Raw genomic sequence first — 13,693 nt, 5'->3', positions numbered from 1 at the left:
GAGATGCGCAAACCTGCATTCGGCGTATCGGCGTTGCTGATCGCCCTGACCCTCGGCGCCTGCTCCATGGCGCCGACCTACGAACGTCCCGCCGCGCCGGTGGCCGACAGCTGGAGCGGCGCCGCCGCCCAGCGCCAGGGCGCGGCGATCGACACGCTGGATTGGAAGAGTTTCATCGTCGATGCCGAACTACGCCGCCTGGTGGACATGGCCCTGGATAACAACCGCTCGCTGCGCCAGACCCTCCTGGATATCGAGGCGGCCCGCGCGCAGTACCGAATCCAGCGCGCCGACCGGGTTCCGGGCCTGAACGCCGCTGCCACCGGCAACCGCCAGCGGCAGCCGGCCGACCTGTCCGCCGGCAATCGCTCGGAAGTGGCCAGCAGCTACCAGGTCGGGCTGGCCCTGCCGGAGTACGAACTGGACCTCTTCGGTCGGGTCAAGAGCCTGACCGACGCAGCCCTGCAACAGTACCTGGCCAGCGAGGAGGCGGCGCGCGCGGCACGGATCGCCCTGGTCGCCGAGGTCAGCCAGGCCTACCTGAGCTACGACGGCGCCCTGCGGCGCCTGGCGCTGACCCGTCAGACCCTGGTCAGCCGCGAGTATTCCTTCGCCCTGATCGACCAGCGCCGCGCGGCCGGTGCCGCCACCGCGCTGGACTACCAGGAAGCCCTTGGCCTGGTGGAGCAGGCGCGCGCCGAGCAGGAGCGCAACCTGCGGCAGAAACAGCAGGCATTCAACGCGCTGGTGCTGCTGCTGGGTAGCGACGATGCCGCGCAGGCGATTCCGCGGAGTCCGGGGCAGCGTCCGAAGCTGCTGCAGGACATCGCTCCCGGCACGCCGTCCGAGCTGATCGAGCGACGCCCGGACATCCTTGCCGCCGAACATCGTTTGCGGGCGCGCAACGCGGATATCGGCGCGGCGCGCGCGGCGTTCTTCCCGCGCATCAGCCTGACCGGCAGCTTCGGCACCTCCAGCGCGGAAATGTCCGGCCTGTTCGATGGCGGCTCGCGCTCCTGGAGCTTCCTGCCGACGCTGACGCTGCCGATCTTCGATGGCGGGCGCAACCGTGCCAACCTGAGCCTGGCCGAGGCGCGCAAGGATTCGGCGGTGGCCGCCTACGAGGGGTCCATCCAGACCGCCTTCCGCGAGGTCGCCGACGCCCTGGCGGCCAGCGATACCCTGCGTCGCGAAGAGAAGGCCCTGCGCGCCCTGGCGAACAGCAGCAACGAAGCCCTGATGCTGGCCAAGGCACGCTACGAGAGTGGCGTCGACAACCACCTGCGCTACCTCGATGCGCAGCGCAGCAGCTTCCTCAACGAGATTGCCTTCATCGACGGCAGCACCCAGCGGCAGATCGCCCTGGTCGACCTGTTCCGCGCACTCGGCGGAGGCTGGGACGAGGGGCGGAGCCTGGTGGTACATCGAGGCGGCAGGAGTTGAGCGGGTAAACGTGTGGGAAACGGTGCTAGCGGGTGGCAACTGCCGCCCGCTCAAGGGCTGCCAGGTTGTGCGGGGTTCGACGCGCCACGCAGGAACAGTTCCTCCAGCGTGGCGGACAACCCGGCGCTGGCCGCGCGACCGCGGCGCTCGGCATCGACCATGCCGTAGATCAGGACGATGAAGAGTTCGCTGAAGGTCGCCGCGCTGATATCGATACGGAACACACGCTTCTGCTGGCCGCGCAGGAAGAAGGCGTCCAGGGCTTCGATATAGGACTGCCAACTGGTGTCCCCATGCCCGGCCTGGCGTCCCGGGTTCTGCTCGAACATCAGCAGTGCCAGCAGGTCGCGCTGGGCGAGGTGTTCCCGGATCAGCTCGCGTAGCGCTTCCCGCGGCTCCAGGCGCTGCAGGGCGGCGCTGTGGCTGAGGCGTTCGAGGGTACTCCTGGCATGGCTTTCCAGGCGCCGCTTGAGACCTTCGCGGGTACCGCAATGACGGTTCAGGGTTGCCCTGCTCACGCCTGCCAGTTCCGCCAGTTCTCCCATGGTGGCGCGCGGATGATTGGCCATCGCGGTGGCCAGGGCCTTGAGCAGGCGCTGGTCCTGAGACGACGGGGTTGGCGTTGGGTCGAGACTGTCCCTGTGCGGCGAGTCGGGTAGCTGGGCGGGTCTGGGAGCGAGTGTCATTTTTGAGGTTTTTTTTGTTCTTTTGAGACTGGTTTGGATCAATTGTAGCAGGATGGATCTACCCACGCCTTGCTTCGCGTCAGGTCTTGAGAGGCAGCACCATGGCCGCGAGCAATGCCAGGCCCACCCAGATCCCGCACGGGGCGATGGTCGCCGCCTCGCTCAGGCAGAACGCCTTCGACAGGACGAGGGTAGCGGAGACGGTAAGGGCGGCCAGTACGCTGCTCAGCGTCACCGTAGCGGCCTGGAATCGGACGGCGAACATTCGCCGGCAAAGCGCCTCGCCCCACGAAAACCGGGGTGGCTGGCCAGCTTTCTCTCGGTCTGTCATATACTTGGCCGAGTTTTTTTCCTTTTCTTCATGAGGTGCTCGTTTTGGCTCAGTACGTCTACACCATGCATCGGGTCGGCAAGATCGTTCCGCCCAAGCGTGAAATCCTCAAGGACATCTCCCTGTCGTTCTTCCCCGGCGCCAAGATCGGCGTGCTCGGCCTGAACGGCGCGGGCAAGTCCACCCTGCTGCGGATCATGGCCGGCGTCGACACCGAGATCGAAGGCGAGGCCCGGCCGATGCCGGGGATCAACGTCGGCTACCTGCCGCAGGAGCCCAAGCTGGACCCGCAGGCCACCGTGCGCGACATCGTCGAAGAGGCCGTCGGCCAGATCAAGCAGGCCCAGGCGCGGCTGGACGAGGTCTATGCCGCCTATGCCGAGCCGGATGCCGACTTCGACGCCCTGGCCGCCGAGCAGGCCAAGCTGGAGGCGATCCTCCAGGCATCCGACGGACACAACCTGGAACGCCAACTGGAAGTCGCCGCCGACGCCCTGCGCCTGCCGCCGTGGGATGCCAAGGTCGAGCACCTGTCCGGCGGCGAAAAGCGCCGCGTAGCGCTGTGCCGCCTGCTGCTGTCGGCTCCCGACATGCTGCTGCTGGACGAACCGACCAACCACCTGGACGCCGACTCGGTGGCCTGGCTGGAGCATTTCCTGCACGACTTCCCCGGCACCGTGGTGGCGATCACCCACGACCGCTACTTCCTCGACAACGTCGCCGGCTGGATCCTCGAACTCGACCGTGGCCATGGCATCCCGTTCGAAGGCAACTACTCCGGCTGGCTGGAATCCAAGGCCGCCCGCCTGGCCCAGGAAGCCAAGCAGGAAGCCTCCCACGCCAAGGCCATGAAGGCCGAGCTGGAGTGGGTACGCCAGGGCGCCAAGGGCCGCCAGGCCAAGTCCAAGGCGCGCCTGCAGCGCTTCGAGGAACTGCAGTCGCAGGAATTCCAGAAGCGCAGCGAGACCAACGAGATCTACATCCCGGCCGGTCCGCGCCTGGGCGACAAGGTCATCGAACTGCACAATGTGACCAAGGGCTACGGCGACCGCGTGCTGATCGACAACCTGTCCCTGAGCATTCCCAAGGGCGCCATCGTCGGTGTGATCGGCGGCAACGGCGCGGGCAAGTCGACCCTGTTCCGCATGCTCACCGGCAAGGAGCAGCCGGACTCCGGCACCATCGAGATCGGCGAGACCGTGCAGATCGCCAGCGTCGACCAGAGCCGTGACAGCCTGGAAGGCAACAAGACCGTGTGGGAGCAGGTTTCCGACGGTTTCGAGCAGATCAAGATCGGCAACTACGAAGTCCCCTCGCGCAGCTATGTCGGTCGCTTCAACTTCAAGGGCGCCGACCAGCAGAAGTTCGTCAAGGACCTCTCCGGCGGTGAGCGTGGCCGTCTGCACCTGGCCCTGACCCTGAAGCAGGGCGGCAACGTGCTGCTGCTCGACGAACCGTCCAACGACCTCGACGTGGAAACCCTGCGTGCGCTGGAAGAAGCGCTGCTGGACTTCCCCGGCGCTGCCATCGTGATCTCCCACGACCGCTGGTTCCTCGACCGGATCGCCACCCACATCCTCTCCTACGAGGACGATGGCAAGGTGACCTTCTTCGAAGGCAACTACACCGAGTTCGAGGCCGACCGCAAGAAGCGCCTGGGCGATGCTGCGTCCCAGCCGCACCGCGTGCGCTACAAGAAACTGGCGTAAGCGCGCCTTCGAGAAACCGCCCGCCGGCGTTGCCGGCCGGCGGTTTTTTCATGCCTGGAATTCAACGAGCCATGCGCAGGGGAACATGGGAACTGCGCAGGACACCTCCATTGGCGGTACCCGGGGGAGGCTCCCACGCAGCATGCCTGAGCCTTCACCTAACTAAAGATGGGGGTGCATCGACGGCCGCGATGGTGTCAGCTCTGCTAGTGGTCTGCGCAGCCGATCCGTGCGCTCAATACCGCCTGCCCGGAGAGGCCGCGCCATATGGCGAAGCCCGGCGGAATCGAGTACCGGCATTGGCCGGGCGGACCAGCCGCTACCTTCGCTCGGCGCTGGCGCCTCGGGGTAGCGTTGCCGGTGGTGGCGGCTTGTGCGCTGTCTCCATCATCAGCAGTATGGCCGTTCGGCCTGTATCGCCGGCCTTGCGGCGGTACGACCGGGCGGGCCTTGAAGGGATGCGAGCGGTCGGGTGCGAATGCCAACAACAAACAAGCACGAATCATTGATCTCCCTGCAGGGGATCGGCAAGGGCTACCTCCTGGGGGGGCAGCCGCTGCAGATACTGAAAGACGTCTGCCTGGACATCTTTCCCGGAGAAAGCTGCGCGATCGTCGGCGCGTCGGGCTCGGGCAAGAGCACCCTGCTGAATATCCTCGGCCTGCTCGACCGCCCGGACAGCGGCGCCTACCGTTTCGCCGAGCACGACATCTTCAGCGTTGACGGGGACCGACTGGCGGCGATCCGCAACCGCCTGATCGGCTTCGTCTTCCAGAGCTTCAACCTGTTGCCGCGGCTGAACGCGCTGGACAACGTCGCCCTGCCCCTGAGCTATCGAGGGATGCCGCGCCGCGAGGCACTGGAGCGGGCCGAGGCGATGCTCGCCCGGGTCGGCCTGGCCGAGCGCGCCGGCCATCGTCCGGCGGACCTCTCCGGCGGCCAGCGGCAGCGCGTCGCCATCGCTCGCGCGCTGGTCGGCGAGCCGGCGCTGATCCTCGCCGACGAACCAACCGGCAACCTCGACGCGAGCACCGCGAAAGAAGTGCTGGAGCTGCTCCTCACCCTCAACCGCGAGCGCCAGGTGACCCTGGTGGTGGTCACCCATGATCCCGGCCTGGCGGCCCGTCTCGGGCGCCAACTGACAGTACGGCATGGCGAGGTGCACGAGGACCTGGCGGAGGCCTGCCGGTGAGCGCCAGCCCGTCGCCCCGGCAGTTGCTCCACGAGGCCCTCGCCAGTCTTCGCGGGCTGGGGCGTCGCTCGCTGCTGGCGTTGCTGGGTATCGTCATGGGCTGTTCATCGGTGATCGCGATGCTGAACATCGGCAGCAACGCGACCGACGAAGCGATGAGCATCTTCAAGGACATGGGCACCGACACCCTGGTGGTGCAGTTCCCGTTCGCCCCGCAGGCGCCGATGCCGATGCCGGCGACGCTCGACACCGAACCGCTGCTCCGCGACGTGGCCGGCCTGGAGCACCTGGCGGCGCTGGGCCTGTACTCGGCCCCGGTGACCTTCCACGGACGCACCAGCAACGCCAGTATCGTCGGCGCCAGCGCCGGGCTCGCGGCCGCCGCCAGGTTGCGGCTGCGCGAAGGACGTTTCCTCTCGCGCTTCGACGATCACGACACCTACGTGGTGGTGGGCGCGACAATCGCCGAGGCCCTGGGGGCGCCCGGCGATCCGCTGCGCCTCGGCGAGCAACTGACGGTCAACGACTATCTGTTCCGCGTGATCGGCATTCTCCAGCCGCAGGCCAGCGCCGCTCTCTTGCCGTTCGCCGCCAACGACTCGCTGTTCGTGCCGGCGCCGGGCATGCCGCGCCTGCAGCCGGCCGCCGAGGTCAGCCATGTGGTGGCGCGGGTCTCGCCGGGAGCGGACGTCTATAGCGTCGGCGCGGCCCTGGGCGCGGCCCTGACGGCGCGGTTGCCCGGCCACGAGGCGCAGGTCCAGGTCTCGCAGCAGGTGCTCGATGGACTCAAGCGGCAGACCCGGACCTTCACCTACCTGCTGGCCGGACTGGGGATCATCTCCCTGCTCGGCGGCGGCGTCGGAGTGATGAACGTGATGCTGATGAGTGTCGCCGAACGCCGCCGGGAAATCGGCGTGCGCATGGCGCTGGGCGCGCGCCAGCGGGACATCCGCAACCTGTTCCTGATCGAGGCGGTGACCCTGACCGCCTCGGGCGCGCTGTCGGGCGCGGTGCTCGGCGTGGCGGCTGCGTATCTCTACGCCAGGTTCTCCGGCTGGACCTTCTCCCTGGCCTACGCGGCCCTGCCGCTGGGGATGGGCAGTACCCTGCTGGTGGGGCTGTTCTTCGGGCTCTATCCGGCGGTCTCGGCGGCTCGCCTGCAACCGGTCGAGGCGCTGCGCGATGAATAGGTGGGGCCTGGGCGTGCTGTGGCTGGTCGCCGCTCTTCCGGTGGCGGCCAGCGTCAACCCGGCGCTGAGTCCGGACGTACCGAGCATGGCCCGCGAGCAGGGCAGGTCGGTGCTGCTCAGCGAGCAGGTGATCGACCTCAGCCTGAGCGACGCGGTCTATCTTGGCCTGCGCAACAACCGTGGAATCCGTAGCGCCTACCTGCAACGGATCGCGCAGAAGTTCGACCTGCGGGTCGCCGCCGACGCCTTCAACCCGAAGCTGGTGGTGCGCGGCGACTATCGCGCCAACCGCGCCACCGAAGACCGCACGAGGACCAGCAATGTCTCGCCCACCGCGACCCTGCTTGGCGAATATGGCACTCGCTTCAGCCTGGCCTGGGTGAAGCAGTTCCGCACCGCCGACGAGGCCGGGCGCTACCGCAGCGATGGCCTCGACCTGACCGTCGTCCAGCCGTTGCTGCGCGATGCGGGCTGGGACGTCACCACCGCGCCGCTGCGCCTGGCACGTCTCTCCGAAGACGCCAATCGCCTGCAACTCAAGGCCAGCGTGTCGCAGACCATCAGCCAGGTCATCGGTGCCTACCGGGAGCTGCTGCGCGCCCAGGAGCAGGCGCGCATCTCTCGCGAAGCCCTGGCGCGGACCCAGGAGCTGCTCGAGGTCAACCGGGCGATGATCCGCGCCGGGCGAATGGCCGAATTCGAGATCGTGCAGACCGAGGCCGACGTCGCCAGCCAGGAGCTCAACGTCGAGGAGTCCGCCAACCAGGTCGACAGCGCACGCCTGGCCCTGCTGCAACTGCTGGCGCTGGACCTGTCGACGCAGATCCGCGCCAGCGATGCGCTGGCCGCCACGCCGATCGAGGTCGACCGCCAGCAGGCGATCAGGACCGCCCTGCAGCAGCAACCGGAATACCTGCAACGCCTGATCGGCAGTCGCCAGGCCGACCTCAACCTGGTGCTGGCGAAGAACCAGCGCCTGTGGGATGTCTCGCTGGTGGGCGGCGCCAGCCAGATCCGCGACCGCTACAGCGAGGGCGGTGGCGACAATTCACGCAGCTGGGACAGCTACGCCGGGGTACAGGTGGAAATTCCCATCGGCGACCTCAGCCGCCGGCAGGCCGAGGTGCGCGCCCAGGTCGACGTGGAGAACCAGAAGATCCTGATCGAGGATGCCCGGCAGACCCTGGAGCAGAACGTCATCGATGCGGTGCGCGACCTCGGCACGCGCTGGCGCCAGTACCAGATCGCCCAGCGCGCCACCGCCTTGTCGCGGCGCAAGCTGGAGATCGAGCGGGAAAAGCTGCGCGTCGGGCGTTCGAGCAACTTCCAGGTGCTGAGCTTCGAGACCGACCTGCGCAACGTCGAGAACACCCAATTGAATGCCCTGATCTCGTTTCTCAATGCGCAGACGCAGCTCGACCTGATCGTCGGCATGACCCTGGATAGCTGGGAGATTTCGCTCAATGACCACTGACCGGTTTTCCTTCCTGCGCCGGCCCGCATTGCCGCTCGCCGCCGGCCTGGCGGTTGTCGCGGCGCTGGCCTGGTTGGTCCTCGCCGGCGGCACCGCGAAACGCACGGAAGGGGAGCGCTGGGTCGCCGTACGGGCGGCCCCGCTGGTGCATCAGATCGGCCTGGTCGGACGCCTGGAACCGGGGCGCGTGGTGACTCTGGCGGCGCCCTTCGCCGGCAATGTCGAGGCGCTGCTGGTGGAGCCGGGACAGCGGGTCGCGGAAGGACAGGAGCTGCTGCGCATGGACACCCGCGAGATCGCCGTGCAGGTGCGCGAGGCACAGTCGGCGTTGCTCAAGGCCCGTCGCACCCTGCAGGACCTGCGCGACTGGGAGCGTGGCGAGGACATGGCGCGGGTCCGTCGTGCCCTGCGCAGCGCGCAGCTGGCGCAGAGCAGCACCGAGCGCAAGTTGCGCGAGACCCGCGAGCTGTTCCAGCGCGGGATCGTCCCGCGCAACGAACTCGACGATCTCGAACAACAGGCCAGCCAGCAGCGCATGGACCTGGAGGCGGCCCGGCGGGAAGTGGAGTCGACCCGCGCCAAGGGGCAGGGCGAGAATCGCCAGATCGCCGAAATGGACCTGGCCAACGCCAGCGTGAAATACGAGACGCTGCAGGCCCAGCTGGATGGCCGTACGGTGCGCGCGCCCTTTGCCGGTATCGTCGTCGCGGCGCCCGGCCTGGCTGGCGAGCAGGGCAGCCGCGAACCGGTGCAGGCCGGTAGCAAGCTGGGGCAGGGCCAGGCGTTGTTCGGCCTGGCCAGCGTCGAGCGGCTGAAGGTATCTGCGAAGGTTTCCGAACTGGATATCAACCAGTTGCGCGAAGGGCAGGCGGTGGAAATCAGTGGCGACGGCTTCGAGGGCACCACGCTGGCGGGCGTCATCGCCGCCCTCGGTGGTCAGGCTCTGCCCGGCATGGCCCAGGGAGGCAGCCCGCAGTTCGAGGTGACGGTATCGGTAGCGCCGCTCGATCCCCGCCAGTTGCAGAAGATTCGTCTGGGAATGAGCGCCAAGCTGACGGTCACCACCTATCGCAACGAACAGGCCATCGTCGTGCCGCCGGAGGCGATACGCCACGAGGGTGACCGGCTGTTCGTGGACTTTCGCCAGGCTCCCGACGCCAGCGTGATGGCGCAACAGGTCAAGATCGGACGCTCCACGCCGGAGGGCGTGGAGGTGTTCGAGTTGCAGCCGGGTCTCGTTCGCGTGCCGTCCTCGTCCGACCGATAGTTGGCAACCTAACTTTGGGTTGGCTGGGTCGCTTCGCGAGCTGCCAATTCTGGTAGGTACGCCCCGTCATGGTGCGTTTCTTCCCGACGCGGATGTTGACAGAGGTATCAGGATTCCTTCGCGACAACGCTCCGTCCGCCCTCCACGGCATTCACCGACCTTCCTTCGGAGGGTCAACCCCCTTCTTTCGCTAGGCTTTTCCAGAGCCGCGCTGACCGTACTCTGGCCCCCGTCGTTGACTGGTCCACTGCCCCTTCGTGGTGATTGCCAGCCCTGTCAGGCCTGCGTTCGCGGAGGTCGGCCAGGTGGGCATCTCGAGGCGCGGCGGGTTGGCAAACCCTATCGGATCTTTCCGATATCCGGTCTGTCCCGGCTCGTCGTGGGGACCGTCAGCGTCGGCACCGGATAGGACTCATGAGGTAAAGCCTCTCCCGAATCCCGGTACGCACGGCCAAGGCGGGTGGTGTGGTTCGCCTGGCAGGTGGATCGGACGGGAAGGCACAAGGTGGTCGTGGGGGCGGGTCGGCGACGATCCTGCCGCATGATCAAGGCTCGGCAACCGCGAGCGTTGCCAACTCACTGGAAGGATACAAAACAATGAAATCCATCAAGTCCCTGCCGTCCTTTGCTGCTCTTGCTCTCTGCCTGAGCGTTTCGTCCATGGCCAGCGCGGCCACCATCACCCCGGTCAACTCGGCCTTCACCGCACCTGGCACCATCAGCGTGAGCTCGCCGGCGTCGCTCAATCTGCCAGTGACCTGCAACATCACCTTCAAGGGCAAGACCGCCGCCGATGGCTCCTATGCCTCGATCGACAGCGTCACCGTCAGCGGCAGCAACACTCTGTGCAGCGTGCCGCAGATGACCGGCCTGCCGTGGAAGCTGACCGTTTCCAGCACCACCGCCGGCAAGGTCGATGGCGTCGGCTTCAAGATTCTCTCCTCTACCTGTGGCCCGAGCACCGTCAACGGTTCCTGGAGCAACGCCACCAACACCCTCAGCGCCAGCAATCAGTCGCTGGCAGGCAACTGCAAGATCAACAGCCTGAGCGTGAAGCCGACCCCGGCCTTCGTAGTCAACCCGTAATCCGGGCTGCCGCTGGCGCCCTCGGCGCCAGCGGTTTCGCGCTCCCGCTGCCAGGCGTCCTTCGCGGGCCGGCAGGTCCGAGGGAGTTTCCGCCGGAGGCGGCGCAGAATCTCGTTCGCACATGGAAAACGGTCTGGGGGAGGGTGTCCGCCAGGACGCTCAAGCAGGCCGACCATCGTGCCCCGTGCACTAGCAGTCCACCAGGGGTGAAACCTTGAACAACAAAAACGATATTTCCTGCCTGTTTGCCAGAAAACCATTGCCATTGCTCTGCGCCCTGATCGTCGGCGGACTGTTCGGCACGTCCCAGGCGCAAGCCGGCGGCTTCATGGTGCCGACCACCAACACGGCGGGCTGGGGCCGTGCGATGGCAGGCGGCTCGCTGTTTCCCAACGATCCGAGCGCCGCGTTCAACAACCCGGCGGCCATGGCGTTCATCGACAAGCGGATCGCCCAGTTGACGGTCAACTACGCCGATATCGACATCAAGTACAACGGCGATGCCTACGACTACCAGGGTAATCCCATGACCGGCGGCTACCAGGACGGGCCGGGCACCCCCGAGCTGGGTACCAACGATGGCGGCCAGGCCGGATTCGGCGCGTGGCTGCCGACCGGCTTCCTGGTCGTACCGATCAACGACCGCTTCGCCTTCGGTCTGAGCCAGGTCGTTCCGATGGGAATGCGCAGCACCTGGGACCCGAACTGGAAAGGCCGCGATTTCGCGGTGGACACCAAGATCGAGACGATCGGCCTGACCGGCTCCCTGTCGTTCAAGGTCAACGACAACTTCTCCCTGGGCGCCGGGGTGATCATCCAGCGCACCTCCGGCTTCGTCAGCCAGAACCTCGATCTCTATGCCTCGGCCGCCAACTCCCCGGGCATGGGCGGGATTCCGTTCCCGGCCTCGAACTCGTCCGCGCTGATGCGGGTCAAGGTGGACAACACCTCGCCCGGCTTCTTCGCCGGCGCGGTGTGGAAGCCGACCGACCGCGACACCCTGGGCTTCGCCTACCACGCGAAGATCCGCAACAAGCTGAAGGGTCACTACAACCTCTACGACCACGACGGTGGGCTGACCGAGGGCGCCATCGAGGGAGGCACTCCGGGCCTGGCCTATCCCGGCCTGGACCTGCGCATGGGCGCTTCCGCCTCGGCGCGCCTGGATATCCCCGCCTACGCCTCGCTGGACTGGGTACACCAGTTCAACGACCGTCTGAGCCTGGGCGCCAGCGCCACCTGGACCGAGTGGTCGTCATTCCAGGACCTGACCCTCAAGTCCCACGGCAACACGATCGTCTCCATCCCCTACACCTACCGGAACACCTGGACCCTGGCGGTGGGCGGCGACTACAAGGTGACCGAACAGTGGACCATGCGCGCCGGGGTCGCCTACGACCAGACGCCGACCCACAATGCCACCCGCGACCCGCGGATTCCCGACGGCGATCGCTACTTCGCCTCCCTGGGCGCCGGCTATCGCTTCCAGTCGATGCCGGAGTTGTCGATCGACGCGGCCTACTCGCGGCAGTTCGTCAAGGAGGTGCCGTTGAAGACGGTCAACCAGGATCGCCTGGGCGGCGGACGCCTGGATGGCAGGGCAACCAGCAAGGGACAGGTGTTCAGCCTGTCCGCGACCTACGACTTCTAGACCCGGCCGTAGGCAGAGAAAGGGCCTCCCCCGTCAGGGGGAGGCCCTTTCACATCTGGCGCCGGGATGCACGCGAACGGTGCTTTCGTCGCCCTTCAACAGTGCGTGGCCTGCCCGGAAGCCAGCCTGGTTCCAGGCGCGCGCTCTGGCCCTAGCCGTTCTGGCGGACCCGGAAAGTTTCAGTTTTGCACCATAAAGATTCATCAATGCGTCATTTCGCACTTTCTAGGTGCCGCCTGGCTTGTTAGAGTCACGCGCAAAAAATTGTTCACAAAACTAGAAACCGGTGAGAAAAATGACGCAATCCGTCGACGCTTTCCTCGAGCGCCTGAAGCGGCGCGATCCCGATCAGCCCGAATTCCACCAGGCGGTGGAAGAGGTGCTGCGTTCCCTCTGGCCGTTCCTCGAGGCCAACCCGCACTACCTGGAAGCCGGCATCATCGAACGCATCGTCGAACCCGAGCGGGCGATCCTGTTCCGCGTGCCCTGGGTCGACGATCAGGGCCGGGTACGGGTCAACCGTGGCTACCGGGTGCAGATGAGCAGCGCCATCGGCCCGTACAAGGGCGGCCTGCGCTTCCACCCCTCGGTCAACCTCGGGGTGCTGAAGTTCCTCGCCTTCGAGCAGGTCTTCAAGAACTCCCTGACCACTCTGCCCATGGGCGGCGGCAAGGGCGGCTCCGACTTCGATCCGAAGGGCAAGAGCGACGCCGAGGTGATGCGTTTCTGCCAGTCGTTCATGAGCGAGCTGTACCGTCACGTCGGCGCCGACCTGGACGTGCCGGCCGGCGACATCGGCGTCGGCGCGCGTGAGATCGGCTACCTGTTCGGCCAGTACAAGCGCCTGTCCAACCAGTTCACCTCGGTGCTGACCGGCAAGGGCCTGAGCTACGGCGGCAGCCTGATCCGCCCGGAGGCGACCGGCTTCGGCTGCGTCTACTTCGCCCAGGAAATGCTCAAGGACCGTGGCCGCGGCTTCGACGGCCAGCGGGTGGCGATCTCCGGCTCGGGCAACGTCGCCCAGTACGCGGCGCGCAAGGTCATGGAAATGGGCGGCAAGGTGATCTCGCTGTCCGATTCCGAAGGCACCCTGTATGCCGAGGCGGGGCTCTCCGACGAGCAGTGGGAATACCTGATGGAGCTGAAGAACGTGCGCCGCGGGCGCATCCGCGAGATGGCGGAGCAGTTTTCCCTGCAGTTCCTCGAAGGGCGCCGGCCCTGGGGCCTGGCCTGCGATATCGCGCTGCCCTGCGCGACCCAGAACGAACTGGATGCCGAGGATGCGCGGCGCCTGCTGGCCAACGGCTGCGTCTGTGTCGCCGAAGGCGCCAACATGCCCTCGACCCTGGAAGCCGTCGACCTGTTCCTCGAGGCCGGCATCCTCTACGCGCCGGGCAAGGCGTCGAACGCCGGCGGGGTGGCGGTGAGCGGCCTGGAAATGTCGCAGAACGCCATGCGCCTGCGCTGGAGCGAGGGCGAGGTGGATACCAAGCTGCACGGCATCATGCAGTCGATCCACCATGCCTGCCTGCTGTACGGCGAGGAACAGGGGCGGGTCAACTACGTGAAGGGGGCGAACATCGCCGGCTTCGTCAAGGTCGCCGATGCGATGCTGGCGCAGGGCGTGGTCTGAGGTCGTCCCATCGAGGAAAAAAACGGGGCTC

11 protein-coding genes are annotated in these 13,693 nt (G+C 66.8%); 9 read left to right on the top strand and 2 right to left on the bottom strand.

Annotated elements, in window-relative coordinates:
* Positions 1–3: 3 nt before the first annotated feature.
* The gene (oprJ, locus tag AC4OR5_RS23875) at positions 4–1,443 is read left to right on the top strand and encodes a multidrug efflux transporter outer membrane subunit OprJ (RefSeq protein WP_034036032.1); all 1,440 of its coding nucleotides are present in this window, start codon (positions 4–6) and stop codon (positions 1,441–1,443) included.
* Between the two features lie 50 nt (positions 1,444–1,493).
* Here the strand turns inward: oprJ and escR are convergent, their stop codons facing one another.
* Both escR and AC4OR5_RS23865 read right to left on the bottom strand, forming a co-directional pair.
* Positions 1,494–2,012 carry a TetR/AcrR family transcriptional regulator EscR gene (gene escR / locus AC4OR5_RS23870; RefSeq protein WP_019484450.1) on the bottom strand — a complete coding sequence of 173 codons (519 nt, stop codon included), beginning with the start codon at positions 2,010–2,012 and terminating at the stop codon, positions 1,494–1,496.
* A gap of 196 nt (positions 2,013–2,208) precedes the next feature.
* Positions 2,209–2,394, bottom strand: coding sequence for a hypothetical protein (locus AC4OR5_RS23865; RefSeq protein ID WP_023980537.1), 186 nt, complete (start codon positions 2,392–2,394; stop codon positions 2,209–2,211).
* Positions 2,395–2,504: 110 nt separating this feature from the next.
* On the opposite strand from AC4OR5_RS23865, the gene ettA reads away from it, so the two are divergent.
* The 8 genes from ettA to gdhA all read left to right on the top strand — a co-directional run bounded on the left by ettA (position 2,505) and on the right by gdhA (position 13,662).
* Positions 2,505–4,169: an energy-dependent translational throttle protein EttA gene (gene ettA, locus AC4OR5_RS23860; RefSeq protein WP_003110721.1), complete on the top strand. Its 1,665-nt coding sequence runs from the start codon at positions 2,505–2,507 to the stop codon at positions 4,167–4,169.
* A gap of 505 nt (positions 4,170–4,674) precedes the next feature.
* A complete protein-coding gene (locus AC4OR5_RS23855) occupies positions 4,675–5,361 on the top strand; it encodes an ABC transporter ATP-binding protein (protein WP_003112804.1) in 687 nt (228 codons plus the stop codon).
* Positions 5,358–6,551, top strand: coding sequence for an ABC transporter permease (locus AC4OR5_RS23850; protein ID WP_058160263.1), 1,194 nt, complete (start codon positions 5,358–5,360; stop codon positions 6,549–6,551). The genes AC4OR5_RS23855 and AC4OR5_RS23850 overlap by 4 nt, the downstream gene beginning before the upstream one ends.
* Positions 6,544–8,025, top strand: a complete 1,482-nt coding sequence (locus AC4OR5_RS23845; protein WP_016562356.1) for a TolC family protein — start codon at positions 6,544–6,546, stop codon at positions 8,023–8,025. The genes AC4OR5_RS23850 and AC4OR5_RS23845 overlap by 8 nt, the downstream gene beginning before the upstream one ends.
* Positions 8,015–9,292, top strand: coding sequence for an efflux RND transporter periplasmic adaptor subunit (locus tag AC4OR5_RS23840; protein WP_015503662.1), 1,278 nt, complete (start codon positions 8,015–8,017; stop codon positions 9,290–9,292). Before AC4OR5_RS23845 ends, AC4OR5_RS23840 begins: the two co-directional genes overlap by 11 nt.
* A 597-nt stretch (positions 9,293–9,889) precedes the next feature.
* Complete coding sequence (gene praA / locus AC4OR5_RS23835; RefSeq protein ID WP_003119407.1) at positions 9,890–10,378, top strand: alkane oxidation protein activator PraA; 489 nt, start codon at positions 9,890–9,892, stop codon at positions 10,376–10,378.
* A gap of 259 nt (positions 10,379–10,637) precedes the next feature.
* Positions 10,638–12,029, top strand: coding sequence for an outer membrane protein transport protein (locus AC4OR5_RS23830; RefSeq protein ID WP_003141567.1), 1,392 nt, complete (start codon positions 10,638–10,640; stop codon positions 12,027–12,029).
* A 295-nt stretch (positions 12,030–12,324) separates the two neighbouring features.
* Positions 12,325–13,662: an NADP-specific glutamate dehydrogenase gene (gene gdhA, locus AC4OR5_RS23825; protein ID WP_003094817.1), complete on the top strand. Its 1,338-nt coding sequence runs from the start codon at positions 12,325–12,327 to the stop codon at positions 13,660–13,662.
* The last annotated feature ends 31 nt before the right edge of the window (positions 13,663–13,693 follow it).

The organism is Pseudomonas sp. YA1, assembly GCF_058680555.1.
Note: the sequence above shows the minus strand (reverse complement) of the source record. Positions and strands in the feature narration are given on the sequence as shown.

Coding starts and splice junctions, on each gene's coding strand:
- praA (WP_003119407.1), top strand. CDS start 9,890: ATGAAATCCATCAAGTCCCTGCCGTCCTTTGCTGCTCTTGCTCTCTGC.
- oprJ (WP_034036032.1), top strand. CDS start 4: ATGCGCAAACCTGCATTCGGCGTATCGGCGTTGCTGATCGCCCTGACC.
- AC4OR5_RS23840 (WP_015503662.1), top strand. CDS start 8,015: ATGACCACTGACCGGTTTTCCTTCCTGCGCCGGCCCGCATTGCCGCTC.
- AC4OR5_RS23845 (WP_016562356.1), top strand. CDS start 6,544: ATGAATAGGTGGGGCCTGGGCGTGCTGTGGCTGGTCGCCGCTCTTCCG.
- gdhA (WP_003094817.1), top strand. CDS start 12,325: ATGACGCAATCCGTCGACGCTTTCCTCGAGCGCCTGAAGCGGCGCGAT.
- escR (WP_019484450.1), bottom strand. CDS start 2,012: ATGGCCAATCATCCGCGCGCCACCATGGGAGAACTGGCGGAACTGGCA.
- AC4OR5_RS23865 (WP_023980537.1), bottom strand. CDS start 2,394: ATGTTCGCCGTCCGATTCCAGGCCGCTACGGTGACGCTGAGCAGCGTA.